Source organism: Bradyrhizobium sp. USDA 4504 (genome assembly GCF_054063995.1).
The window spans coordinates 4,438,767-4,460,654 of the sequence record NZ_JBSSGV010000001.1 but is presented as its reverse complement, the minus strand read 5'-3'; the positions used below and the strand labels follow the sequence as shown (position 1 = coordinate 4,460,654).

At 63.7% G+C, this 21,888-nt stretch carries 23 protein-coding genes; 12 read left to right on the top strand and 11 right to left on the bottom strand.

The window, feature by feature from the left end:
• Positions 1 to 190: 190 nt before the first annotated feature.
• A complete protein-coding gene (locus ACVMB1_RS21015; RefSeq protein WP_076834162.1) occupies positions 191 to 1,072 on the top strand; it encodes a substrate-binding domain-containing protein in 882 nt (293 codons plus the stop codon).
• Positions 1,069 to 1,623: a PQQ-dependent catabolism-associated CXXCW motif protein gene (locus tag ACVMB1_RS21010; RefSeq protein WP_253625929.1), complete on the top strand. Its 555-nt coding sequence runs from the start codon at positions 1,069 to 1,071 to the stop codon at positions 1,621 to 1,623. Before ACVMB1_RS21015 ends, ACVMB1_RS21010 begins: the two co-directional genes overlap by 4 nt.
• Positions 1,624 to 1,650: 27 nt before the next feature.
• Here ACVMB1_RS21010 and ACVMB1_RS21005 read toward each other — a convergent pair whose 3' ends face one another.
• The 6 genes from ACVMB1_RS21005 to ACVMB1_RS20980 all read right to left on the bottom strand — a co-directional run bounded on the left by ACVMB1_RS21005 (position 1,651) and on the right by ACVMB1_RS20980 (position 6,531).
• On the bottom strand, positions 1,651 to 1,947 hold the full coding sequence (locus tag ACVMB1_RS21005; RefSeq protein ID WP_016847793.1) for a copper-binding protein: 297 nt from the start codon (positions 1,945 to 1,947) through the stop codon (positions 1,651 to 1,653).
• Between the two features lie 142 nt (positions 1,948 to 2,089).
• Positions 2,090 to 2,707, bottom strand: coding sequence for a hypothetical protein (locus ACVMB1_RS21000; RefSeq protein WP_456849196.1), 618 nt, complete (start codon positions 2,705 to 2,707; stop codon positions 2,090 to 2,092).
• Positions 2,704 to 3,552, bottom strand: coding sequence for an ABC transporter permease (locus tag ACVMB1_RS20995; protein WP_028336929.1), 849 nt, complete (start codon positions 3,550 to 3,552; stop codon positions 2,704 to 2,706). The genes ACVMB1_RS21000 and ACVMB1_RS20995 overlap by 4 nt, the downstream gene beginning before the upstream one ends.
• Positions 3,549 to 4,370, bottom strand: coding sequence for an ABC transporter ATP-binding protein (locus ACVMB1_RS20990; protein ID WP_253625930.1), 822 nt, complete (start codon positions 4,368 to 4,370; stop codon positions 3,549 to 3,551). The genes ACVMB1_RS20995 and ACVMB1_RS20990 overlap by 4 nt, the downstream gene beginning before the upstream one ends.
• Entirely contained in the window at positions 4,367 to 5,344 is a 978-nt protein-coding gene (locus ACVMB1_RS20985; RefSeq protein ID WP_076834157.1) for a YVTN family beta-propeller repeat protein, read from the bottom strand. The genes ACVMB1_RS20990 and ACVMB1_RS20985 overlap by 4 nt, the downstream gene beginning before the upstream one ends.
• A gap of 5 nt (positions 5,345 to 5,349) precedes the next feature.
• Positions 5,350 to 6,531, bottom strand: a complete 1,182-nt coding sequence (locus ACVMB1_RS20980; protein ID WP_456849194.1) for an ABC transporter substrate-binding protein — start codon at positions 6,529 to 6,531, stop codon at positions 5,350 to 5,352.
• Between the two features lie 146 nt (positions 6,532 to 6,677).
• Between ACVMB1_RS20980 and ACVMB1_RS20975 the strand changes: the two genes are divergently transcribed.
• Positions 6,678 to 7,196, top strand: coding sequence for a DUF3280 domain-containing protein (locus ACVMB1_RS20975; RefSeq protein WP_253625932.1), 519 nt, complete (start codon positions 6,678 to 6,680; stop codon positions 7,194 to 7,196).
• A gap of 190 nt (positions 7,197 to 7,386) precedes the next feature.
• Here ACVMB1_RS20975 and fghA read toward each other — a convergent pair whose 3' ends face one another.
• Together fghA and ACVMB1_RS20965 are read right to left on the bottom strand one after the other, a co-directional pair.
• On the bottom strand, positions 7,387 to 8,226 hold the full coding sequence (gene fghA / locus ACVMB1_RS20970) for an S-formylglutathione hydrolase (protein WP_253589712.1): 840 nt from the start codon (positions 8,224 to 8,226) through the stop codon (positions 7,387 to 7,389).
• Positions 8,227 to 8,256: 30 nt separating this feature from the next.
• A complete protein-coding gene (locus tag ACVMB1_RS20965; RefSeq protein WP_016847801.1) occupies positions 8,257 to 8,877 on the bottom strand; it encodes a response regulator transcription factor in 621 nt (206 codons plus the stop codon).
• Between the two features lie 181 nt (positions 8,878 to 9,058).
• On the opposite strand from ACVMB1_RS20965, the gene ACVMB1_RS20960 reads away from it, so the two are divergent.
• Positions 9,059 to 10,423, top strand: coding sequence for a histidine kinase (locus tag ACVMB1_RS20960; protein WP_310885684.1), 1,365 nt, complete (start codon positions 9,059 to 9,061; stop codon positions 10,421 to 10,423).
• On the opposite strand, the gene ACVMB1_RS20955 is transcribed toward ACVMB1_RS20960, so the two are convergent.
• Positions 10,420 to 10,854 (bottom strand): YkvA family protein, encoded by a 435-nt coding sequence (locus ACVMB1_RS20955; RefSeq protein WP_076834149.1) that lies wholly within the window; start codon positions 10,852 to 10,854, stop codon positions 10,420 to 10,422. The two genes, ACVMB1_RS20960 and ACVMB1_RS20955, sit on opposite strands and share 4 nt — an antisense overlap.
• Before the next feature lie 30 nt (positions 10,855 to 10,884).
• Positions 10,885 to 11,859 carry a helix-turn-helix domain-containing protein gene (locus tag ACVMB1_RS20950; protein ID WP_016847804.1) on the bottom strand — a complete coding sequence of 325 codons (975 nt, stop codon included), beginning with the start codon at positions 11,857 to 11,859 and terminating at the stop codon, positions 10,885 to 10,887.
• 420 nt (positions 11,860 to 12,279) lie between these two features.
• Between ACVMB1_RS20950 and xoxF5 the strand changes: the two genes are divergently transcribed.
• The 8 genes from xoxF5 (at position 12,280) to ACVMB1_RS20910 (ending at position 20,776) form a co-directional block, all read left to right on the top strand.
• Positions 12,280 to 14,085: a lanthanide-dependent methanol dehydrogenase XoxF5 gene (gene xoxF5 / locus ACVMB1_RS20945; protein ID WP_076834147.1), complete on the top strand. Its 1,806-nt coding sequence runs from the start codon at positions 12,280 to 12,282 to the stop codon at positions 14,083 to 14,085.
• A 123-nt stretch (positions 14,086 to 14,208) separates the two neighbouring features.
• Positions 14,209 to 14,691 (top strand): c-type cytochrome, methanol metabolism-related, encoded by a 483-nt coding sequence (locus ACVMB1_RS20940; RefSeq protein WP_076834145.1) that lies wholly within the window; start codon positions 14,209 to 14,211, stop codon positions 14,689 to 14,691.
• 50 nt (positions 14,692 to 14,741) lie between these two features.
• Positions 14,742 to 15,851: an S-(hydroxymethyl)glutathione dehydrogenase/class III alcohol dehydrogenase gene (locus ACVMB1_RS20935; RefSeq protein WP_026193090.1), complete on the top strand. Its 1,110-nt coding sequence runs from the start codon at positions 14,742 to 14,744 to the stop codon at positions 15,849 to 15,851.
• A 33-nt stretch (positions 15,852 to 15,884) separates the two neighbouring features.
• On the top strand, positions 15,885 to 16,448 hold the full coding sequence (gene gfa / locus ACVMB1_RS20930) for an S-(hydroxymethyl)glutathione synthase (protein ID WP_456849191.1): 564 nt from the start codon (positions 15,885 to 15,887) through the stop codon (positions 16,446 to 16,448).
• A gap of 137 nt (positions 16,449 to 16,585) precedes the next feature.
• Positions 16,586 to 16,792 (top strand): hypothetical protein, encoded by a 207-nt coding sequence (locus ACVMB1_RS20925; RefSeq protein ID WP_253625936.1) that lies wholly within the window; start codon positions 16,586 to 16,588, stop codon positions 16,790 to 16,792.
• An 89-nt stretch (positions 16,793 to 16,881) separates the two neighbouring features.
• Positions 16,882 to 17,541: a hypothetical protein gene (locus ACVMB1_RS20920; protein WP_456849188.1), complete on the top strand. Its 660-nt coding sequence runs from the start codon at positions 16,882 to 16,884 to the stop codon at positions 17,539 to 17,541.
• Between the two features lie 310 nt (positions 17,542 to 17,851).
• Complete coding sequence (locus ACVMB1_RS20915; RefSeq protein WP_456849186.1) at positions 17,852 to 18,991, top strand: epoxide hydrolase family protein; 1,140 nt, start codon at positions 17,852 to 17,854, stop codon at positions 18,989 to 18,991.
• A gap of 66 nt (positions 18,992 to 19,057) precedes the next feature.
• The gene (locus tag ACVMB1_RS20910; protein ID WP_456849184.1) at positions 19,058 to 20,776 is read left to right on the top strand and encodes a metallophosphoesterase family protein; all 1,719 of its coding nucleotides are present in this window, start codon (positions 19,058 to 19,060) and stop codon (positions 20,774 to 20,776) included.
• Here ACVMB1_RS20910 and ACVMB1_RS20905 read toward each other — a convergent pair.
• Positions 20,773 to 21,807, bottom strand: coding sequence for an AI-2E family transporter (locus ACVMB1_RS20905; RefSeq protein WP_456849182.1), 1,035 nt, complete (start codon positions 21,805 to 21,807; stop codon positions 20,773 to 20,775). The two genes, ACVMB1_RS20910 and ACVMB1_RS20905, sit on opposite strands and share 4 nt — an antisense overlap.
• Positions 21,808 to 21,888 lie beyond the last annotated feature (81 nt).

Sequence of the window (21,888 nt, the reverse complement as noted above, 5' to 3'; positions counted from 1 at the left end):
AGCACCGAACCGCCATGAGCCATGTTTCCGCCTCAGTTACTCCGCGACGCGCGATCGATGTCGTCGCGTTCCAGTTTGCGCTGCAGCAAGCAGCGCGGCGTGGTCGCGATCATTATTCCTGTTGCACGTCATGGTGCGCCGGGCAATTGCTGGATGTCGGCGATCGATCCGATCAAGAGGAGACCGCGTAATGAGAATTGTCGGATGCCGTCCTGTTCTGCTCGCGCTTGTCGGCTTCATCGCCTGTCTGGCCGGCCGCGACATCGCGCGGGCACAGGTCAATGATCAGGGCGAACTTTCCATCGAGCTCATCGATGCCCGCGTGCTGCGCATCTGTGCCGATCCCCGCAACCTGCCGTTCTCGAACGACAAGGGCGAGGGGTTCGAGAACAAGATCGGCGAGCTGCTGGCGGGGAAACTGCAAAAGAAGCTCGACTACATGTTCTTTCCGCAGGCGACCGGGTTCGTGCGGATGACGCTCGGCGCGCATCGCTGCGACGTGATCATGGGCTTTCCGCAAGGCGATGACCTCGCGCAGGGCACCAATCCCTATTACCGCACAGCCTATGCGATCGTTGCCAAGCCGGGCAGTGGGCTCGATGAGGTCACGACGCTCGAGGACCAGCGGCTGAAAGGCAAGCATATCGGCATCGTGGCGGGAACGCCGCCCGCGACCAACATGGCCATCAACGGGCTGATGACCAATGCGAAGCCTTATCCGCTGATGATCGATACGCGCTACGATTCGTCGGCCGAGGCGATGATGAACGATCTCGCCAAGGGTGAGATCGACGCCGGCATCCTGTGGGGGCCGATGGCGGGCTTCTACGCCAAGAAGGCCAACCCGCCGCTGCACATCACGCCGCTGGTCAAGGAGACCACGGGACCGAAGCTGATCTATCGCATCGGCATGGGCGTGCGGGCGTCCGACCAGAACTGGAAGCGCCAGCTCAATCGCCTGATCCAGGAGAACCAGCCCGAGATCAACAAGATCCTGCTCGACTACGGCGTCCCGCTGCTCGACGAGAACGACCGTCCAATCGGGCCGGAGACCGCGACCAAATCACCATGATCAGGCTCGCGGCCACGCTTGCGGTGATGTTCGTCGCCGCTTCGCCTGTCCGCGCGCAAGACCCACCCGCAGAGCCGGAGGGCTATCGCACCGAGGACTACCGCGCTCCGGTGCCGGTGACGCTTGCCGGCGCACGGGTGCTCACCACCGCGGAAGCGGAAGCGATCTGGCGCGACAAGTCCGCCGCCTTCGTCGACGTGCTGCCGCGTGCGCCGAAGCCAAATCTGCCCGCCGGCACGGTGTGGCGCGAACGGCCGCACCTCAACATTCCCGGCAGCATCTGGCTGCCTGACACCGGCTACGGCAAGCTCGCCGCGCCCACGGAGGACTACCTGCGCCGCGGGCTGGTCCGCGCCTCAGGCGGTGACGCGACCAGATTGCTCGTGATCTACTGCCAGGAGAATTGCTGGATGTCGTGGAACGCGGCCAAGCGCGTGCTGTCCCACGGCTACCGCAACGTGGCGTGGTATCCGGAGGGAACTGACGGATGGGAGCGTGCCAAATTGCCGCTGGCGGATGCCGAGCCCGAGCCGCGCGAGGGAGAGCAGTAAGCCCGGCCTCGCGCGCCACGCGGGCCGTTACTTCTGCTTGTCGAGCTTGTTGATGGTCTTGCCGCCGTCGCTGTCCGTTGTGGTGAACGAGACCTTGTCACCGGCGTGGAAGGCCTCCAGCGATTGTCCCTTCGGCACCTTGTATTCCTGGATCGCGCCGCCGGACGCGCCCACCGTGCCGCCTTGCGTTTGCTGGATTGAGATGGTTCCACTCAGTCGGTCAATCTTGGTGACCATTCCCGACATGGATTGCTGGGCCAAAGCCGCTGTGGTGACCAGGCTCGCGGCGGCAAGGCTGGTCATGACGATCTTGGCTGCTTTCATGGAGGTCTCCCAAGTTCAGATATAGTTGGAGACAACGAGCGGGCAGTGCAGTTTGTTCCGGATCGGCGTGGCCCAACAGACTGTTACCCAAAAGACCGTCAAAATGGCGCGTTGACGATCCCGGGGCGTTCGGTCGCAGGCCTCAATCGAGCTCCTGCTGGATGGTGCGGCCGAGCGCGAACAGGCGCTGATCGATCGCGGTCGGCACCTCGCAGACGAATTTCACCACGCGCCCGCGGTCCTCGAAGATGCGGGTCTCCCAGACCAGTTGATTGCCGAGCTCGTCGACCTTGGTCTGGTCCGGCGGTGTCGCGTCCTGCAGCGCCTGCAGCTTGAGCGTATCGTCGCGGATCTTCTCCGCGGCCTCGCGCTGCTTGCGCATCACGCGCTCGAGCCCGTTCATGACCGAGGCGCGCTGTCCGTTCAGCGTATCGAACAGACCGGCAAACAGCAGTTTTCCAGCATTCGCCTTGTCGGCCGCGGCCGCTGACAGGAATTCGGTGATTTCCTTCTGCGCCTCCTCGAGCGGAACGCGGCGCGCCGCGAGCTTGATCGCGAGCGCGCTGACTTTCGGGTCGTCCTTCCACTTGGTCTCGGCATCGCCGAGCGGCGGCCCGGCCCAGACTGCGGCGAGCGAGATCTCGGGCACCTTGGCCTGTTGGCAGGGCCAGTCCGGATAGCGCGGGTCGGCAGCCGATGCGGCCTGGTTCGACAGAACCATCGCGAGCAGCGCGCCCAGTCCTGTTCGCCAGTCTGTCATGCCTCGCCTCCGCCGGGTCCGCGGCGCACCAGGCCGCGCGATGGATCGTAAGCCAGGATCGCGCCGATCATGAAGACGACGGTGCAGCCGCCGACCACCGCGAGCGAAACCCAGTTCATCTTGCCGTACAGTGCAAACCGGATCAGCTCCACCGCATGCGTGAACGGATTGCACTGGCAGATATAATACAGCATCGGGCTGCCTTCCTGCACGCGCCACAGCGGGTAGAGGGCCGACGATGCGAAGAACATCGGGAAGATCACAAAGTTCATCACGCCGGCGAAATTTTCCAGCTGCTTGATGCTGGCCGAGATCAGCATGCCCAGCGCGCCGAGCATCAGGCCCGACAGCACCAGCGCCGGAAGTACGGTGAGGTAGCCGATGGTCGGCGGCGCGATGTCCCAGAACCAAGCGATGACGAGGAAGGCATAGACCTGGAGCAGCGACACCGCCGTGCCGGCGAGCAGCTTGCAGAACAACAGATAGCCGCGCGGCAGCGGGCTGACCAGCAGCGTGCGCATATTGCCCATCTCGCGGTCGTAGACCATCGACAGCGAGGACTGCATGCCGTTGAACAGCTGGATCATCGCCATCAGGCCGGGCGCGATATAGACCTCGTAGAGGATGTAAGTCTCGTAGGGCGGGATGATCGAGATGCCGAGCACCTGCCGGAAGCCGGCCGCGAAGATGAACAGCCAGACCAGCGGCCTGACCAGCGCCGACACGAAGCGCTCGCGCTGATGCAGGAAGCGCAGCGCCTCGCGCCACACGATGCCGTTCAGGCAGACGATGTATTCCGACAGCGAGAAGCCGCTTCGCTCAGGCGTAACCGTCGTGCTGGTCATGACGGCGGTCTCCCCGCGAGTGTTGCCGTTCCGGTCAGGCGCATGAACGCGGTGTTGACGTCCTGGGCGCCTGCGTCCGCGATCACCCGTGACATCGGGCCGTGCGCCAGCATTCGGCCCTGATGCAGCACGACGAGGTCGTCGTTTGGCATGATCTCGTCGAACAGATGCGTCGCCCAGAGCACGCCGATGCCCTGCTCGGCGACGAGCTGCCGGACATGGTCGAGAATGTCGGCGCGCGCCTTGACGTCGAGCCCGACCGTGGCCTCGTCGAGCAGCAGCAGCCGGGGCCGGTGCAGCAGCGCGCGGGCGATCTCAAGCCTTCGCATCTGGCCGCCCGAGAGATCGCGCACCTTGCTGGCGGCGCGGTCGGCAAGCCCGATGCGGCCGAGCACCTCGGCGCTGCGCAGCCGCGCCTCGCGCCGCGAGATGCCGTGCAGCGCGGCGTGATACAGCAGGTTCTGCGTCAGCGAGAGGTCGAGATCGAGCGTGCGCGGCTGGAACACCACGCCCATCAGCCGCAGCGCTTCACCCGGCGTCCGGCTGATGTCGTGGCCGAATATCTTGATCTGGCCGTTCTGGATGCCGAACAGCCGCGTCACCAGCGAGAACAGCGTGCTCTTGCCGGCGCCATTGAGACCCAGCAGCGCGGTGAAGCTCGCAGGCTGGACCGTGAAACTGACATCGATCAAAGCGCGGCGCGGACCGTAGCTGTGGCTGACATTGCCGATCGACAGGGCCGGCTGCACGGCCGCGGCTGTTCCAGGGCCTGCATCCGGCGAGAGCTGGTTCGCGATATGGGCGTCGCTTGCGGTCATGGCTGCGCGATCGTGATCCCCCAGGGCAGTTCGCCGACCTGAATGGTCTTGATCACCTTCTGGGCCGAGACGTCGATGACCGAGACGTCGTTGGAGACGCCGTTGGTGACCAGCAAATATTTTTCGTCCGGGGTGAAATCCATGTGCCAGACCCGCTGGCCGACCAGCAGATATTTGAGGACCTTGTGGGTCACACCGTCGACGACGGCGACGCGGTTGGCGGGGCCGAGCGCAATGAATGCGGTCTTGCCGTCCTTAGTCATGCCGATGCCGACGGGCTGGATCGCCTCGTTGCGCAGGCCCGGAATTTCGAAGGTGATCTTGCCGGTCACCTCGCGCTTGACCGGATCGATGATCGACACGGTGCCGCCGATCTCGGAGGAGACCCACAATTCGGAGCCGTCGCGCTTGAACTGGGCGAAACGCGGCCGCGAATCGACCAGCACATTGGCGACGATCTGGCGCGTCGACGTATCGATGAAATGCGCCATGTTGGTGGTCTCGGAGGTGTTGATCAGGATCTTGCCGTCCGGGCTGATCGTCATGCCCTCAGGCTCGACGCCGACCTGGATGTCGCCAATCCGGGCGCGCTTTTCGAGGTCGATCACGGTGACCGTGTTGTCGTTCTCGTTGGCGACATACATGGTCTTGCCGGCGGCATCCTGGGTGAACAATTCAGGGTCGGGACCGGAGGGCAGGGTGTCGACGATCTCCTGGGTCTTGGTATCGATCACCTGGATCGTGTCGTCGTCGCCGACCGCAACCATCACGAACTTGCCGTCGCGCGAGAACTCGATGCCGCGCGGCCGCTGGCCGACCTTGATGGTTTTGGTCACCGTCCAGCTGCTGGTGTCGATCACCGTGACGGTGTTGCCCTTCTCGTTGGAGACGTAGGCAACGAAGGCGGACGCCGGTGTCGCGGCAAGCCAAACGAGCATCCCGGTCAACAGACAGCGGCGCCACATGCGTTTCATCTCCCTCACTGCAGCTTGCACTTCGTTTCAGGCCGGTCAACTCCGAGCGTGTCGAGCTCGGAGACCTGATGCAGGAAACCTTCCTGCGGCGAGACCGAAACGACCATACGACCATCGGCCAGCAGGATCGGCTGGCGAAGCTGCAGATTCCAGTCTCGCAGGGTCAAGCGCGTACCCTTGAAGGCGGCAATCGAGAAATCCTTGCCCTTGAGGAAGGCGATGACCTTCTTGGGGTCTCCCGAATTGGTGCGCGATGTGGCTTCCCCGATCATGCGCGCGGCGGTCCAGGCCTGCATGTCGAGCGCCGTCATGCGGCGCATGTTCAGCTTGACGAAGCGGTTCTGGATCTGGACCGCGCCCCACTGGTCATGCGCCGCGTCCCAGCTGGTCGGCACGAGGCCCGCCGAGCCCGCCACCGGCCGCGGGTCCCAGGTACGGTACGGCAGATAGTTCGCGAACACCTCGCTCTCGTCGGCGGCGACCAGCACGTCGTAAGCCGGCGCCTGCTGGGTGAACACCGGCATCTGGCGCTGGATCAAGGTCACGCCGCTGTCGGTGCGGCGCGCGCCGCCGGTGTCCTCGAAAGTCCGTTCCTGAACGATCTTGGCGCCGAAGCGGGTCGCGGCGCGGCGCAGCGCGTCGGCGTAAAGCTTGTCCTGATCATGCGAGCCGACCACCAGCAGCCAGCGCTTCCACTGCTTCCACACCAGATATTGGCCAAGCGCATCCGCCAGCATCGAGCGGGTGGGTGCGATGTGGATGACGTTGGCGCGGCAGTCCTGCTCGCGCAGCCGGTCGTCGATTGCGCCGGCGTTGAGCAGCACGGTGCCGCGGTCGCGCAGCGCGTCGGCGACCTTGAGCAGGGCATCGGCCGGCAAGTCGGTGATGATATAGTCGTTGCGGCCGGCGAAGTCGGTCGCGACCTTGGCAACATCGTCGCTGTCCTTGACCTTGGCCTCGTCGAGCACGAAGCGCTGGTTGAGGAATTTGCCGGTCGTGTTGTTATCCTCGATCGCAAGACGCGCGCCGGCGATGCCGTCATTGTCGGCGGGTTGCTCGACCAGCGAGAGCGTCGATTTGACGCCGGCATGACCGAGATAGCCGATATGAAGCTCGACGGGATCAGCCGCCAGCGCGCCGGTCGCCACCATGCTGAGCGCGATCGTGCCGATCAGCCATCGCAACATAACTCCTCCCGCAGTCTTTTTTCACTCGGCATGGCGTTCGGAAATCCGGCCTCCATGCTGTTGACTTGCAAGATGCCGGAATTGGCCTAGCTTGCAACCCCGCTTTTTGTCGTTGCGACGTTACAAATTACGATTGGTTCACAATCATGAGATCAGCGTTTGCCTTCGCCGTTTCTTTGCTGGTGGTGTCTGCGGCGGCAGCGCGCGCCGAGCCGCCCAGGCTCGCGGTGTTCGACCTCGAGATGATCGACACCAGCCTGCAGGGGGAAGTGAGCGGGCCACGCAGTGATGAGCAGGCGCGGCTGCTCCGGGCCGGCGATCAGGTGCGCAAGGAGCTCGCGGACTCCGGCAAGTTCCGCGTGCTCGACATCGCGCCGGTCAATGCTGCGGCGCATGGCAGCAATCTTCAGGCCTGCGGTGGCTGCGATGTGAAGCTGGCCGGCGAGCTGGGCGCTGATCTCGTGATGACGGGCGTGGTGCAGAAGGTCTCCAACCTCATCCTCAACATCAATCTCTATTTGCGCGACGTGCACAGCGGGCAATTGTTGGCAGCGGCGAGCGCCGACATGCGCGGCAACACCGACGAATCCTGGTCGCGTGCTACCGACTACCTCGTGCGCAACCGGCTGCTCGCGCCGAACTACGGCGTGCCGAAGGCGCAGTAGCCTGCGCTCACGAATGGACCTCCCTTACCCTGAGGTGCGAGCCTTGCGGCGCAATTGCGCCGCTGAGCGAGCCTCGAAGGATGAATCGGCCCGGTTACAGCCACAGGTAGCAAATTCGGGCCGCGAATCCTTCGAGACCGGCCGCTTCGCGGCCTTCTCAGGATGATGGGATGAACGGACTGCGTGACGCTCACGCCTTCAACCGCGCGGCGTGCCAGCGCAGATGATCGGCCATGAAGGTCGAGATGAAATAGTAACTGTGGTCATAGCCCGGCTGACGCCGCAGGGTGAGGGGGATGTTGGCCTTCTCGCATGCCGCCTTCAGGAGTTCGGGCCGCAGCTGCTCGGTGAGAAAGCCGTCGGCATCGCCGTAGTCGACCAGCAGATCGGCGAAGCGGGCACCGTCCTCGATCAGGGCGACGGCGTCGTGCCTGCGCCACGCCTGCTTGTTGCTGCCGAGATAGCCGCCGAGCGCCTTGTTGCCCCATGGCACCTGCGACGGCGCCACGATCGGCGCGAACGCGCTCGCCGCCCGATAACGATCGGGATGGCGCAGCGCCACCGTCAGCGCGCCATGGCCGCCCATGGAATGACCGAGGATCGACTGCCGCGTTGTGTCGACCGGGAACTGCTCGGCGATCAGCTTGGGCAATTCCTCGGTGACGTAGCTCCACATCCGGTAATTGGTCGCGAACGGCTGCTCCGTCGCATCGACATAGAAGCCGGCGCCGAGACCGAAATCGTAGGAGTTGGCGGGATCGCCGGGGACGCCTTCGCCGCGCGGGCTGGTGTCGGGCGCGACGAAGATCAGGCCGAGCTCGGCGCATGCCTGGCGGAATTCGCCCTTCTCGGTGACGTTGGCGTGGGTGCAGGTCAGGCCCGACAGATAGGTGACGACGGGCAGTTTTGTGCCAGCAGCATGCTCAGGGACGAACACCGAAAAGGTCATGTCGGTCTTGGTCTCGCGGCTTGGATGCCGATAGACGCCTTGCGTGCCGCCATGCGACTTGTTCTGGGAAACCGTCTGCATTGTCGTATTCCTCTTGGTTGGAGCGCTGCGTCAGGCGACGCCGCTCTCGATCGCCAGCCGCACCAGCTCTGCCGAAGTGCGCACGCCAAGCTTCTGGCGCATGATCGATGACGTGTTTGCGACCGTCTTGTATGATGAATGCACCAGCCAGGCGATCTCCGACAGGCTCTTGCCTGAGCTGAGCAGGCGCAGGATCTCCATCTCGCGTGAAGTGAGCTTGGAGAGCGGATTTTGCGCAAAGCCGGGCCGCGCAAACGCCACGTTGCGCGCGATCGCTGGCGGCAGATAGACGCCGCCATTGCCGACCTCGCGCACTGCTTCGACCAGATCGTTGGGATCGCCGGTCTTCGAAACGTAACCCTTGGCGCCGATGTCGATGGCGCGGGCGGCGAACACCGGGTCATCGTTCATGCTGAACATGATGAGGCGCGCAGACGCATCATGCGTCAGGATGCGGCGCGCCAGCTCGAAACCGGAGACCGTCGGCAGGTTGATGTCGATCACGCAGAGATCGGGCTTCTCCGCGACGAACGCCCGTTCGCCGCTTTCGGCATCCGCCGCTTCCAGCAGCGTGATCTCGGGATCGTCGGCGAACACGGTGCGGCAACCGGAGGCAACGATGGGATGATCATCAACGATCAGAATGCGCATGGCGTTGTTCCGGCGACCTGCTTCGATTCACTCATCATCACGTCGGTTTGCGCGAAGGACAGGTCGGTTCCGACCGGTTGTGCACCTCGTGCGGGATTGCGATAGGGTGCGATTAGATAGCCGGGCAAATTTGGCTGTCAACGATCCTCTCGGAGGAGGGATCGCGGTCGGGGGCAACGTCATGTGGCAAAAGCTATCCTTGCGCGCGCGGATCAACCTGCTGCTGGCGCTGATCCTGGCGCTTGGCCTCGGCATCAATATTGCGCGGCTCGTGCTGGAAGCGGGGCCGCGTGTCCAGGCCGAGGACCAGAGCGTGATCCGTCTGGCGCGTGAATTCGTTGCGACGATCGTGGCCGGTCTCGACGAGGCGCCGGATCCCGATGCGCGGCTCGATCAGATCGTCCAGGACCTGAGCCGGATGCGTCACGTCAGCATCACGCGGCAGGATGGCGCGACCGCAAAATCTCCTGATCGCCCCGAGGACGCCGGCGATCAACGCGCTCCGCCGCAGTGGTTCGTCGCGCTGGTTCATCCCGAGCAGACCTCGGTGCGGGTGCCGATCTCGGTGCACGGCAAGCCGCAATCGCTGGTCATCACCTCGCATCCCGACGACGAAGTCGCCGAGATCTGGGACGGCATCGTCACCCAGATCGAGGTCGGCTCCGCCATCGCAGTGGCGCTGCTTCTGGTCACCATGCTGGTGGTCGGCCGCGCGCTGGCGCCACTGCAGGCACTGTCGCAGGCCATGACCGGCATCGAGGCCGGGGATTACGATGCCCGCGTCGAGCCCGGCGGATCGCCGGAATTGGCCGCCATCTGTGCCAAACTGAACCATCTGGCGGCGACCCTTGGCGATGCCGTCGAGGGCAAGCGGCAGCTCGCCGAGCGCGCGGTCTCGCTGCAGGATTCCGAGCGCAAGGAGATCGCGCGCGAATTGCACGATGAGTTCGGGCCCTATCTGTTTGCCTTGCGCGCGCATGCCGGCGCGCTGACCCGGCTGGCGGAAGTCGAAAAGCCGGACCCTGCGGCATTGCGCAAGCACGGCAATGCCATCCTCGAGCAGGTCAACGCGCTCCAGCAGTTCACGCGCCGGATTCTGGAGCGATTGCGGCCGGTCGGCCTGGCCGAGCTCGGGCTTGCGGAAGCGCTCGGCGCGCTGGTGCGGCTATGGAGCGAAACGCATCCGGAGGTGGAGATCGAGAGCCGCATCTCGCCGGCGCTCGGCGATACCGGAGAGATGGCCGACCTCACGATCTATCGCATCGTCCAGGAGGCGCTCACCAACGTGTTCCGCCATGCCGGCGCGACGGCGGTCGATATCACGATCGAACCGGTGGACCGGCAGGCCGGTCTACGCGGCAGCCGCGACTGCGCGCTGGTGCGGATTCGCGACAATGGCCGTGGCTTGCTGAGGGATCACAGGCTTGGCCGCGGATTGACCGGGATGCAGGAGCGGATCCTCGCGCTCGGCGGCACGCTTAACATCAATTCCAGCGATGATGGCGTGACGGTCGAGGCGCTCGTGCCAAAGGCCGCACGGTCCTAGACGATTGGCTGTCGCCAATATCTGAAAGCCGCCCAAGCCAGCGCCGCCGCGCCGGCGATCCAGAGCACGACGATCGCGATCATTCCCGCCCGGCTGGTCGGACGCTGCAAGACGGCGCCGGCCTTGGCACGGCATTCCGCCATCACCTCGTCCGGCACGAGCGAGATCGCAAGCCAGATGCCGAGCGGCAGCAGGATCAGATCGTCGAGATAGCCGATCACCGGAATGAAATCCGGGATCAGATCGATGGGAGACAGTGCATAGGCCGCGACGGCGACGGCAAGGGCCTTGGCATACCAGGGCACGCGCGGATCACGCGATGCGAGATACAGCGCAACGCTGTCCCGCTTGAGGTTGCGCGCCCAAACCCTGATCGAGGACAGCTTGATTGAGGACAACTTGGTTGGAGAAAGTCTGTCGGCGGACGGCATGGCGCAACGCCTGCGCGTCGGATGGAACCGCTATTCGAGCACCACATCCGCCGGCATACCGCCGTGCAGGCCCTTGTGGACGGAGGAGGGCGCGATGCCGAAATACTTCCGGAAGACGCGGCTGAAATGCGACGAACTCGAGAAGCCCCAGGAGAACGCGACGTCGGTGATGGTCTTGCCGTTCTGGGACTCCAGCTCCTGCCGGCAGTTCTGCAGCCGGGCCTTCCAGATGTAGTCGCTGACCGTCATGCCGCGATCGCTGAACAGCATGTGGAGATAGCGCTTCGAGCAACCAAGCGCCGCGGAAATGCGGTCGATGCAGAGATCCGGATCGCGCAGATGCTCGCGGATGAAGCCCTGGGCACGCACATAGGTGGCCTCGGCGCTGCCGCGGTCGAACATGGCGCCGGTCTCGCGCAGCGGCAACAGCAGCAAGTCGATCAGCGCATCAGCCACGCCGACGGCGTTGACCGGCGTCAGCGTCGGTGCCTCGCCGAAGGCGGCATGGACGAAATCATAGGCGATGCGGCCGGTGCCGTTGCGCGCCGACAGCTTGCACGGCGCCATCTTGGAGAGCTGGAAGCCGCGCTCCTTGAGCAGGTCCTTTGGAACGATGACAACCTCGTGCCGCGTCAGCGACGGGCTGATGATGGTGTGCGGACACGACACGTCGTAGGCGAAGCAGTCGCCCGGCATGATGTCGAAGTGCAGGCCGTCTTGCTCGAAATGCGAGACGCCGTGGGTCTGGAACACGATCTTGATGTAGGGGTGCTCGCTCAGCTTGATGCGCGAGATGGTATGCGCGATCCGGTGCTGGCTTGCCTCGATCTGACACAGCTTCAGGCGCGATACCGTCGTGAAATTGACCCGGGCTTCGAGCGAGGATCCTTCCAGCGCATCGACGTCGAACTGGCCGCAAAGGTCAGTGAGCGCATCCGACCAGCGCTGAATCTGCCGCTTGGGCGTCAATCCGTTCGTGCTGAGAGAATGGACTGTATCGGACATCTTTCCAGCCACCGATTCGATCCCCACGTGACTGCTCACCGAGCTTAAGTCTGGCCCGGAATGATGCGCCTTCTCCCTGATTCTGAATAGCTTAGGGAGGCGGCGGGATTTCTTCCCGGTTAATGTCGGGTGATCCTCCGACTTAGTTCTAGGCTCGTCAAGCGCAACCTTAGCACGCGTCAATCTGGCATCCGGATCGCGCCGGCCGCGATTGATGCCCTGCAACATGAAGCAAGCTTTCCAGCCAATTCAGGGCCGGGCGACAAAAATCTGACGAAGCTTCGCTTTTGAGCAAACGGCTCTTCTCTTTTGGGCAAGTCAGCGCGCTTCGAGAGGACTACGACTGGGGCACCAAAATGGAAGAAGTGGGGCCGTTTCGGCGGAAACCCTTGAGCTCTTGAACCTGGGAGGAAATCCACGATGCGCAAGATGCTTTACGCGACCGGTCTTGGGGCAATGGCGGTATTTGCCGCCGGAGCGGCCAACGCCAATGACGAACTCCACAAGATGTCGCAGAACCCGAAGGACTGGGTGATGCCGGCCGGAGACTACGCCAATCAGCGTTACTCCAAGCTGAATCAGATCAACGCCTCGAACGTCGGAAAGTTGCAGGTCGCCTGGACGTTTTCGACCGGCGTGCTGCGCGGCCACGAGGGTGGCCCGCTGATCGTCGGCAACATCATGTACGTCCACACCCCGTTCCCGAACAAGGTCTATGCTCTTGACCTTTCGCAGGACAACAAGATCGTCTGGAAGTACGAACCGAAGCAGGATCCGAACGTCATTCCGGTGATGTGCTGCGACACGGTCAACCGCGGCGTTGCCTATGGCGACGGCAAGATCTTCCTGCACCAGGCCGACACCACACTGGTGGCGCTCGATGCCAAGACCGGCAAGGTGGAGTGGACGGTGAAGAACGGCGATCCCAGCAAGGGCTCGACCGGTACCTCCGCGCCGCTGGTGGTCAAGGACAAGGTGCTGCTCGGCATCTCCGGCGGCGAGTTCGGCGTCCAGGCTCATGTGACCGCTTACGACATCAAGACCGGCAAGCAGGTCTGGCGCGGCTTCTCGGAAGGCCCGGATGACCAGCTCCTGGTCGACGACAAGACCACCGAGCTCGGCAAGCCGATCGGCAAGGATTCGAGCTTGAAGACCTGGCAGGGCGATCAGTGGAAGATCGGCGGCGGCGCGACCTGGGGCTGGATCTCCTACGATCCCGAACTGAACCTCGTCTATTATGGGTCGGGCAATCCCTCGACCTGGAATCCGAAGCAGCGTCCCGGCGACAACAAGTGGTCGATGACGATCTGGGCGCGCAACCCGGATACCGGCGTCGCCAAGTGGGTCTACCAGATGACGCCCCATGACGAATGGGACTATGACGGCGTCAACGAGATGATCCTCTCGGATCAGACGATCGACGGCAAGGCGCGCAAGCTGCTGACGCATTTCGATCGCAACGGCCTCGGCTACACGCTCGATCGCGCCACCGGCGAACTGCTGGTCGCCGAGAAGTACGATCCGAAGGTGAACTGGACCTCCGGCGTCGACATGAAGAAGGACTCGCCGACCTATGGTCGCCCGAAGGTTCTTGATGCCGCGTCGACCGACAAGGCGGGCGAGGACGTCAACGTGAAGGGCATCTGCCCGGCAGCGCTCGGCTCGAAGGACGAGCAGCCGGCAGCCTACTCGCCGGACACGCAGCTGTTCTACGTGCCGACCAACCACGTCTGCATGGACTACGAGCCGTTCAAGGTGAGCTACACCGCAGGTCAGCCCTACGTCGGCGCGACGCTGTCGATGTATCCGCCTCCCGGTGAGACCAACATGGGCAACTTCATCGCCTGGGACGGCAAGACCGGCAAGATCGTGTGGTCGAACAAGGAGCAGTTCTCGGTCTGGTCGGGTGCGCTCGCGACCGCCGGCGGCGTGGTGTTCTACGGCACGCTGGAAGGCTACCTGAAGGCTGTCGACGCCAAGACGGGCAAGGAGCTCTACAAGTTCAAGACCCCGTCCGGCATCATCGGCAACGTCACCACCTATGAACATGCCGGCAAGCAGTACGTCGCCATTCTGTCGGGTGTTGGCGGTTGGGCGGGCATCGGCCTCGCGGCCGGTCTGACTGATCCGACGGCCGGTCTCGGCGCAGTCGGCGGCTATGCCGCGCTGAGCAACTACACTGCGCTCGGCGGAACGCTCACCGTGTTCTCGCTGCCGCAGCAGTGAGCTGAGCGACCTCGTTCCGGCGCATGGAGCGATCTCCATGCGCCGGTCCGTCTTCAATCTGCACGCGAGGATATGCTTTTGCGTAAGATCTGGTTTGTGAGTGCTGCGATCTTTGTCGTGGCAATGGGTGGAGTTGCCTCCGCCGAGGACGCTGGCGACCCGACCGCCGTCAAGTCCGAGGACGGCAAATATCTCGACAAGGATGGAAACCCGACGTTCAAGGTTACGGCCGACGGCACGACGGACTGGTACACCTACTCCGGCTATCGCCGCTATCATTCGGAGTGCCATGTCTGCCATGGCCCCGACGGCATGGGATCGACCTATGCGCCGGCGCTGTCGAATTCGCTGAAGACCATGAGCTACGCGGATTTCATGGGCGTGGTCGCGAGCGGACGCAAGAACGTTTCCACGGCGCAGGAGAACGTGATGCCGGCGTTCGGCGATAACCCCAACGTTGCCTGCTACATGGACGACCTCTATGTCTACCTGCGCGCCCGCGCCAATGACGCGGTTGGGCGTGTTCGGCCGGCCAAGCACGAAGACAAGTCGGAAGCCTATGGAAAGGCGGAAGACGCCTGCATGGGGCACAACGACAAGAAGTGAGCCCGTCCGGTGCGAACGAGAAACCTGTTTGACGTTTTGTGGAGACCAAGATGAAGACCCGCGCCGCAGTCGCATTTGAAGCAAAGAAGCCGCTTGAGATCGTCGAGCTCGATCTGGAGGGTCCCAAGGCCGGCGAGGTCCTGGTCGAGATCAAGGCGACGGGCATCTGTCACACCGATGCCTACACGCTCGACGGCTTCGACAGCGAGGGCATCTTTCCCTCGATCCTCGGGCACGAAGGTGCGGGCATCGTTCGCGAGGTCGGCGCCGGCGTGACGTCGGTCAAGCCGGGCGATCATGTGATCCCGCTCTACACGCCGGAATGCCGGCAGTGCAAAAGCTGCCTGAGCCAGAAGACCAATCTCTGCACCGCGATCCGCGCCACCCAGGGCAAGGGCGTGATGCCCGACGGCACCTCGCGCTTCAGCTACAAGGGCAAGACGGTCTTCCACTATATGGGCTGCTCGACCTTCTCGAACTTCACCGTGCTGCCCGAGATCGCGGTGGCCAAGATTCGCGAGGACGCGCCGTTCGACAAGAGCTGCTACATCGGCTGCGGCGTCACCACCGGTGTCGGCGCGGTCGTCAACACCGCCAAGGTGACGCCGGGCTCCAACGTGGTCGTGTTCGGCCTCGGCGGCATCGGCCTCAACGTGATCCAGGGCGCCAAGATGGTCGGCGCCGACAAGATCATCGGCGTCGACATCAATGACTCCAAGGAGGCTTGGGGCAAGCAGTTCGGCATGACGCATTTCGTCAACCCGACCAAGGTTTCCGGCGACATCGTCCAGCACCTGGTGGGCCTGACCGATGGCGGTGCCGACTACACCTTCGACTGCACCGGCAACACCAACGTGATGCGGCAGGCGCTGGAAGCCTGCCATCGCGGCTGGGGCGTCTCGGTGGTGATCGGTGTCGCGGAGTCCGGCAAGGAGATCGCGACCCGGCCGTTCCAGCTCGTCACCGGACGCGTCTGGAAGGGCACGGCCTTCGGCGGCGCGCGCGGCCGCACCGACGTGCCGAAGATCGTCGACTGGTACATGGGCGGAAAGATCCAGATCGATCCGATGATCACCCACGTGCTGAAACTCGACGAGATCAACAAGGGCTTCGACCTGATGCACGAGGGAAAATCGATCCGTTCGGTCGTCGTATTCTGAAATCAAAACACCAAGCACTAGGAGGATAGGTCAATGACTGTTCATATCCACCCGTCGGTCGACAATGGCGTCAAGCAAGGCTCCGGCAGTTTTGCCGGCGGCACGCTGGTCTGCAAATGCGCGGACAAGCCGGTCAAGGTCGGCATCAAGGGCGACGTCGCCCACAACCATGCCTGCGGCTGCACCAAGTGCTGGAAGCCTTCGGGCGCCACCTTCTCGGTGGTCGCGGTGGTGCCGCGCGAGAACGTCACCGTGTTGGAGAACGGCGACAAGCTGAAGATCGTCGATGCCGCGGCGGTGATCCAGCGCCATGCCTGCACCGGATGCGGCACCCACATGTACGGCCGGATCGAGAACAAGGGCCATCCGTTCTATGGCCTCGACTTCATCCATCCCGAGCTGTTCCAGGAGCCCGGCTCGGCAGCGCCCGGATTTGCCGCCTTCGTGTCGTCGGTGATCGAGTCCGGCGTCAAGCCGGCCGATATGGCCGGGATCAGGTCGCGGCTCAAGGAGCTTGGGCTCGAGCCCTATGACTGCTTGTCGCCGCCGCTGATGGATGCGATCGCCACCCACGTGGCGAAGTCCAAGGCGGCCTGACGACGGCACCGTGACAAAGGCGGCCTGACCGGCTCGCCTTGACGAGATCCTGCGCCGGCAGAGGGTCTGCCGGCGAGGGATATGCTGGTAGTACCCGTGACCTTGAACCTTGCATGCCCTGCGGACGACCACGGGGCATGCATTTTATTTTCCGCTTTGCCCTCGTCCTTTCGCCGATCCTGCTGCTTTCGCCGGCCCGCGCCGCGTCACCGGAAGACCGCTATATCGCCGCGCGTGACGCCGCGATCGCCAAATTCGCCAAGCTGTCGAACGACAACAAGATCAATGAGGCCGTCGACAAGGCCGAGGTGGCCGCGCGCGACGAGCTGAAGGGGCAGAGCTGACGGCCATCCTGTCCCAGCCCGCCCGGCCGGGCTTTGCTTCGGCCCAGCTCAACCTCGACACTCTATATAAAGGCGATATGGGGTTCGGCATGCTGGACGGCCTGCGCTTCGATGCCGACACCGGCAGGGATGGGGCAAAGATCGGAGAAAAACGCGCCGACGGCAGCTTCGTCGAGCCGAAAGCCCATATCATTGTCACCACCGAGCCTCTGTTCACGCGCTGGCTGCACGAACACAAGACCTGGTGGGACAAGGGCAGCAAGAACGTGCCGCAGCAGGTCGATGCCGCCCTGAAGTTCGAGGGCCTCTACACCCAGGCGATCTCGACCGATGCCGCGGTGGTCAATTTCGACGACCTGCCGATCGCCAAGCCGGCGTCCGTCACCGTGGCTTACGGCTTCCTGGCCGGCCGCACCCAGGATTCGTTCCCCGACAAGGCCGACGAGGTGTTCGTGGCGGCGCTCGCCGGCGGCAAGATGTATGTCGCCTATGGCGAGATCGAGCCGGCGGTGCAAGTGCCGGCCTGCACCGCGGTCCGCACCGACTACAACAAGAAGGCCGATGCGGCGGCCGAGAGGCTCGAGCGCAAGCAGATCACCAGGCAGGCCTATGACAAGCTCGGTGACCTGCGCCAGCAGGGCGAGGATGCGTTCAAGCGCTGCTTCACCGAGCGCGCGCCGCAACAGCCGGCCTTCGCCGCGGCCACCAGGCAGGCCCAGGCGCTGCTCGAGGCGGCGATCGGCAAATAGCTCGGCGAGCTATTGACCAGCGGCAATCCCAACTTCAGCACGGCATCTTGTCTGTCATGGATGCCAATCAGATAGATTGCCACAACAAGCTCCGTCCTCTGCGACATCAGCGCTTCGATCGCCTGCGCATGATGTCGATCTATTGTGGCCGATGTCTTAGCAAGATCGCAGTGCCGATGGTGGTTCTTGTCGTCAGATTTCGCGGCTAGTCGTGCAGGGTTCGTGCAGGCGAGGTTTGCGGCGCGGGGTTTGATCGGCGACCCGCGCGAGCCTATCTTCCCCGAAAGTTCAGCATCCCCGTGGAGACGCCATGACCGCCATCAGCCCGTTCCGCATCGCCGTCAGCGACGATGTCCTCGAGGATCTGCGTAGTCGGCTGCGCCGGACCCGCTGGCCGGAAGCCGAACTGGTCGACGACTGGAGCCAGGGCGCGCCGCTGCAATGGATCAAGGACGTCTGCCACTATTGGGCCGAGACCTATGACTGGCGGCAGCGCGAGGCGCGGCTCAACCGCTTCAGCCAGTTCACCACCGAAATCGACGGGCTCGACATCCACTTCATCCATGTCCGCTCGAAGCATCCGGAGGCGCGGCCCTTGATCATCACCCATGGCTGGCCGGGATCGGTGGTCGAATTCCACAAGGTGATCGAGCCGCTGACCGATCCGACCGCGCATGGCGGCCGCGCCGCCGATGCCTTCCACGTGGTGTGCCCGTCATTGCCGGGCTTCGGCTTCTCGGCCAAGCCTATAGCGACGGGCTGGGGCGTCGACCGGATCGCGACGGCCTGGGCCGTCCTGATGCAGCGGCTCGGCTACGCCAGCTATTTCGCGCAAGGCGGCGACTGGGGCTCCGCGGTCACGACCGCGATCGGCGGGCAGGATGCTGCACATTGCGCCGGCATCCACATCACGCTTGCGATGTCGACCCGGCCCAATGTCGAGGGGCAGCCGACGCCGGAGGAGACGAGGGCGCTCAACGGCATCAAATATTATGCCGACTGGGATTCCGGCTATTCCAAGCAGCAGTCCACGCGGCCGCAGACGCTCGGCTATGGCCTGACGGATTCGCCCTGCGGGCAGGCGGCCTGGATCCTGGAAAAATTCTGGGCCTGGACCGATTGCGACGGCCATCCGGAAAACATCCTCAGCCGCGACGAACTGCTCGACAACGTCATGCTGTACTGGGTCACCGCGACGGCTGCGTCGTCGGCGCGGCTCTATTGGGAAAGTTTTGGGCCGGGCAAGCGAACCCCGCACAAGGTGAGCGTGCCGACCGGCGTTGCCGTGTTCCCCAAGGAGATCGTCACGCCGGTCCGCAAATGGATGGAGACAAACTTCACCAACATCCAGCACTGGAGCGAGATGCCGAAAGGCGGACATTTCTCGGCATTCGAGCAACCCGAGCTGTTCATCGGCGAGGTGCGCGAGTTCTTCGGGAAGCTGCGCTAAGCCTGACGCGTATATTGGTCTGAAGCGGTTTGTGACAGAATGCGCCGTGCAACGGAGGACGTCGGCGTGCTGCTTGATCCCCGCCTCGGCGACTTTGAGGACAATGCCGCCAGCCCGGAACAGCGTTCGTTGTTCGCGATCGTGGGTAGCCTTCTGGTTGAGATAAGCCCGGCGAAACTGTTGTTCGCCTGGACGGTCTCGCTTCTGCTTCCGGGCGTACTGCTCGGCCTTGCGCCACTGGTCGCATCCGCCTGGATTTCGAGCCTTTCGCAACACGCTCTTGCCCTGTCCGAAGTGGGCGCCGTGCTGATGCTGATTGTGATCGCGGCCTTGGGATGGCTCGGCGGACGACCGCTGCTTCAAATCGCGGAAACAAGCTTCTGGTCGCTGAACGCGCTCGCGGTCCAACCGAGTTATGCCTTCACGCGCGAGGCGCTGGGCCATCTGGCGGAGCTGCTTTGGCGCACCGGCGCAACTCCTGCTTCTCGCACGAGGCTGCGCCGCGGTTGCTCGGTCGGCGCCGGCATACTGCTCTCCGCGGGGGCGTCATTGATCGCGGCCCTGGCCTGGCCTGCCTCGCAATGGACTGCGACCGTCAATGACCTTGTTCTGATCCATCATCTGGTGTTGCCGACGTTCGCGAACGCCGTAGTGCTGGTGTCCTGCTATCTTGCGGTCGCATCACTGGCCTGGAGCGTGGCCGACGCCAGTATGGAACAACCGGCCGACCTGGCCGGATTCGACGCGACGCCGTCCGGAGGCCGCTGCTGGCGCGTTGCGCATCTGTCCGATCTTCACGTGGTCGGTGAGCGGTACGGCTTCCGCATCGAAAGCGGAACCGCCGGTCCGCAGGGAAACGAGCACTTCAATCGCGTGTTGGCTCGCCTTGCCGAAATTCACACCATTGATCCGCTCGACCACGTGCTGATCAGCGGCGATATGACGGACGCCGGCCGGCCCGGCGAATGGGCGGAATTTCTCGATGCGTTGGCAGGTCATCCCGAGCTTGCAGCACGCATCATCATGCTTCCGGGCAATCATGACGTTAACGTCGTGGATCGTGCCAATCCTGCGCGCCTCGACCTGCCGTTCAGCCCAGGCAAGCGGCTACGGCAGATGCGTACCCTGTCGGCGATCGCGGCGGTCCAGGGCGATCGCGCGCGCGTCATCGACGGTTCCGGCAAACCGTCGGCCACGCTGAACCAGGCGCTTGCCCCTTATCATGATCGGATAACACAATTTGCGCAGCACGGGGGCGTGCGCCGCGCAGCGGCGCTCCGTGGCCTGTTCGATGATCAATTCCCGATGATCCTGCCGCCGGACCAGGACGGCGGCCTCGGGATCGCCATTCTCAACTCCAACGCCGAAACCCACTTCTCCTTCACCAACGCGCTCGGTTTGGTTTCGGAAGCGCAAACGCGGCGGTTGGAGGCTGCGATCCGTCATTTTCCGACGGCATGCTGGACCATCGCGCTACATCATCACGTGATGGAATATCCCATGCCGGTGAAGACATTTGCCGAGCGCATTGGGACAGCCTTGATCAACGGCAGCTGGTTTGTACGCAGGTTACAAAGGTTTTCCGATCGCTCGGTGGTGATGCACGGTCACAGGCATATCGACTGGATCGGTACATGTGGTGCGTCGAGGATCGTCTCGGCCCCGTCGCCGGTGATGGGGGCCGACGATGCAGCCAGCTATTTCTATATCCACAAAATGATGGTCGGCCCGGATCGGAAGCTCTGCCTCGTCGAGCCCGAGCGGGTTGAGATTGCCGCAAGCTAGGACGCTTCCGGCTTGTCATGGTGCAATCCGCCACACAGATCGGCTATCCATGCGGCCGACGGACTCTCGGCACAGAAGGTCAGAATAGCGAGCGTGATCGGCACGCCGATGAAGGTCCCAAACAAGCCCCAAAGCGAGCTCCAGAAGAAGATCGCAAACAGCACCAGAAACGGCGAGATCGACAACGTCGAGCCGGCCACCCGCGGTTCGATATAGCTGCCTACCACGAACTGGATGACGTTGAGGCAGGCGAACACGCCGAACACCGCGGGCCAGCTCTCGAACTGCGTCATGGCCAGCAGCGTGGGGAACAGCGTCGCGATGAAAGGACCGACGAAGGGAACGTAGTTGAGGACAAAGGCGATCACGCCCCATTCGAATGCGAATGGCAGCCCGGTCACGGCGGCGAACAGGCCGACCAAGAGACCCGTGACCGCGCTCATCTGCGTCCGCACCAGCATATATTTGCGAAACTTGGCGGCCGTCGCTTTGCTGCCCTTGAGCAGGACGCGCGCAGCTGTGCGATTCTCCAGCCGCTGGATTCGTCGACCAGCGTCTTCGACCTCGAGAAGTCCCAGCACGACATAGACCAGCGCGATGAGCCAGAAACTCAACGTGGTGTTGACGCGCCCCGTGACGTATTGCGTGGTGCGCAGCAGCCAGCCGACATTGAAATGCTCCGCCCAGACGCCGGCGAACGAGACGCCATGGCCGTCGAGCCAGATCACCGCGGCATCGTAGAAGGCCTGATACCGCGCCGCATCCGCGATCAAGGAGCGCCCGACGCGGCCGAACCCCCATGCTGCCAGCGAGGCAAACGCGATGCAGGTGGCAACCGTAACAACGACAGTAATGGCGAGCGCGAGGAGTTTCGGCAGCCACGACTGCAGCCGTTGCTGAACGGGCCAGACGATCGCGATGATGAACAGGGCGGCCGCAAGCGAGGCGAGCACGCTGCGCGCCTGAGCCACCGCCGCAATCACCAGCACCGCGGCGATGATGCCGGTCGTGATCTTCAACCCGCCAGCCATCCTTGGGTTACCCGATCTCCGTGAACGCAGACATTGTCAGCCTGTCTCGTAGCGCGACAAGACGGAAATGGACTTGCGGCG

Excerpts from the sequence above, each read along its gene's own strand:
- ACVMB1_RS21015 (WP_076834162.1), top strand. The coding sequence starts at position 191 with ATGAGAATTGTCGGATGCCGTCCTGTTCTGCTCGCGCTTGTCGGCTTC.
- ACVMB1_RS20915 (WP_456849186.1), top strand. The coding sequence starts at position 17,852 with ATGACCGCCATCAGCCCGTTCCGCATCGCCGTCAGCGACGATGTCCTC.
- ACVMB1_RS21000 (WP_456849196.1), bottom strand. The coding sequence starts at position 2,707 with ATGACAGACTGGCGAACAGGACTGGGCGCGCTGCTCGCGATGGTTCTG.
- ACVMB1_RS21005 (WP_016847793.1), bottom strand. The coding sequence starts at position 1,947 with ATGAAAGCAGCCAAGATCGTCATGACCAGCCTTGCCGCCGCGAGCCTG.
- ACVMB1_RS20950 (WP_016847804.1), bottom strand. The coding sequence starts at position 11,859 with ATGTCCGATACAGTCCATTCTCTCAGCACGAACGGATTGACGCCCAAG.
- ACVMB1_RS20920 (WP_456849188.1), top strand. The coding sequence starts at position 16,882 with ATGCTGGACGGCCTGCGCTTCGATGCCGACACCGGCAGGGATGGGGCA.
- ACVMB1_RS20965 (WP_016847801.1), bottom strand. The coding sequence starts at position 8,877 with ATGCGCATTCTGATCGTTGATGATCATCCCATCGTTGCCTCCGGTTGC.
- ACVMB1_RS20925 (WP_253625936.1), top strand. The coding sequence starts at position 16,586 with ATGCATTTTATTTTCCGCTTTGCCCTCGTCCTTTCGCCGATCCTGCTG.
- ACVMB1_RS20990 (WP_253625930.1), bottom strand. The coding sequence starts at position 4,370 with ATGACCGCAAGCGACGCCCATATCGCGAACCAGCTCTCGCCGGATGCA.
- fghA (WP_253589712.1), bottom strand. The coding sequence starts at position 8,226 with ATGCAGACGGTTTCCCAGAACAAGTCGCATGGCGGCACGCAAGGCGTC.
- ACVMB1_RS20985 (WP_076834157.1), bottom strand. The coding sequence starts at position 5,344 with ATGAAACGCATGTGGCGCCGCTGTCTGTTGACCGGGATGCTCGTTTGG.
- ACVMB1_RS20955 (WP_076834149.1), bottom strand. The coding sequence starts at position 10,854 with ATGCCGTCCGCCGACAGACTTTCTCCAACCAAGTTGTCCTCAATCAAG.
- ACVMB1_RS20980 (WP_456849194.1), bottom strand. The coding sequence starts at position 6,531 with ATGTTGCGATGGCTGATCGGCACGATCGCGCTCAGCATGGTGGCGACC.
- xoxF5 (WP_076834147.1), top strand. The coding sequence starts at position 12,280 with ATGCGCAAGATGCTTTACGCGACCGGTCTTGGGGCAATGGCGGTATTT.
- gfa (WP_456849191.1), top strand. The coding sequence starts at position 15,885 with ATGACTGTTCATATCCACCCGTCGGTCGACAATGGCGTCAAGCAAGGC.
- ACVMB1_RS20995 (WP_028336929.1), bottom strand. The coding sequence starts at position 3,552 with ATGACCAGCACGACGGTTACGCCTGAGCGAAGCGGCTTCTCGCTGTCG.
- ACVMB1_RS20940 (WP_076834145.1), top strand. The coding sequence starts at position 14,209 with ATGGGTGGAGTTGCCTCCGCCGAGGACGCTGGCGACCCGACCGCCGTC.
- ACVMB1_RS21010 (WP_253625929.1), top strand. The coding sequence starts at position 1,069 with ATGATCAGGCTCGCGGCCACGCTTGCGGTGATGTTCGTCGCCGCTTCG.
- ACVMB1_RS20975 (WP_253625932.1), top strand. The coding sequence starts at position 6,678 with ATGAGATCAGCGTTTGCCTTCGCCGTTTCTTTGCTGGTGGTGTCTGCG.
- ACVMB1_RS20935 (WP_026193090.1), top strand. The coding sequence starts at position 14,742 with ATGAAGACCCGCGCCGCAGTCGCATTTGAAGCAAAGAAGCCGCTTGAG.
- ACVMB1_RS20960 (WP_310885684.1), top strand. The coding sequence starts at position 9,059 with ATGTGGCAAAAGCTATCCTTGCGCGCGCGGATCAACCTGCTGCTGGCG.
- ACVMB1_RS20905 (WP_456849182.1), bottom strand. The coding sequence starts at position 21,807 with ATGGCTGGCGGGTTGAAGATCACGACCGGCATCATCGCCGCGGTGCTG.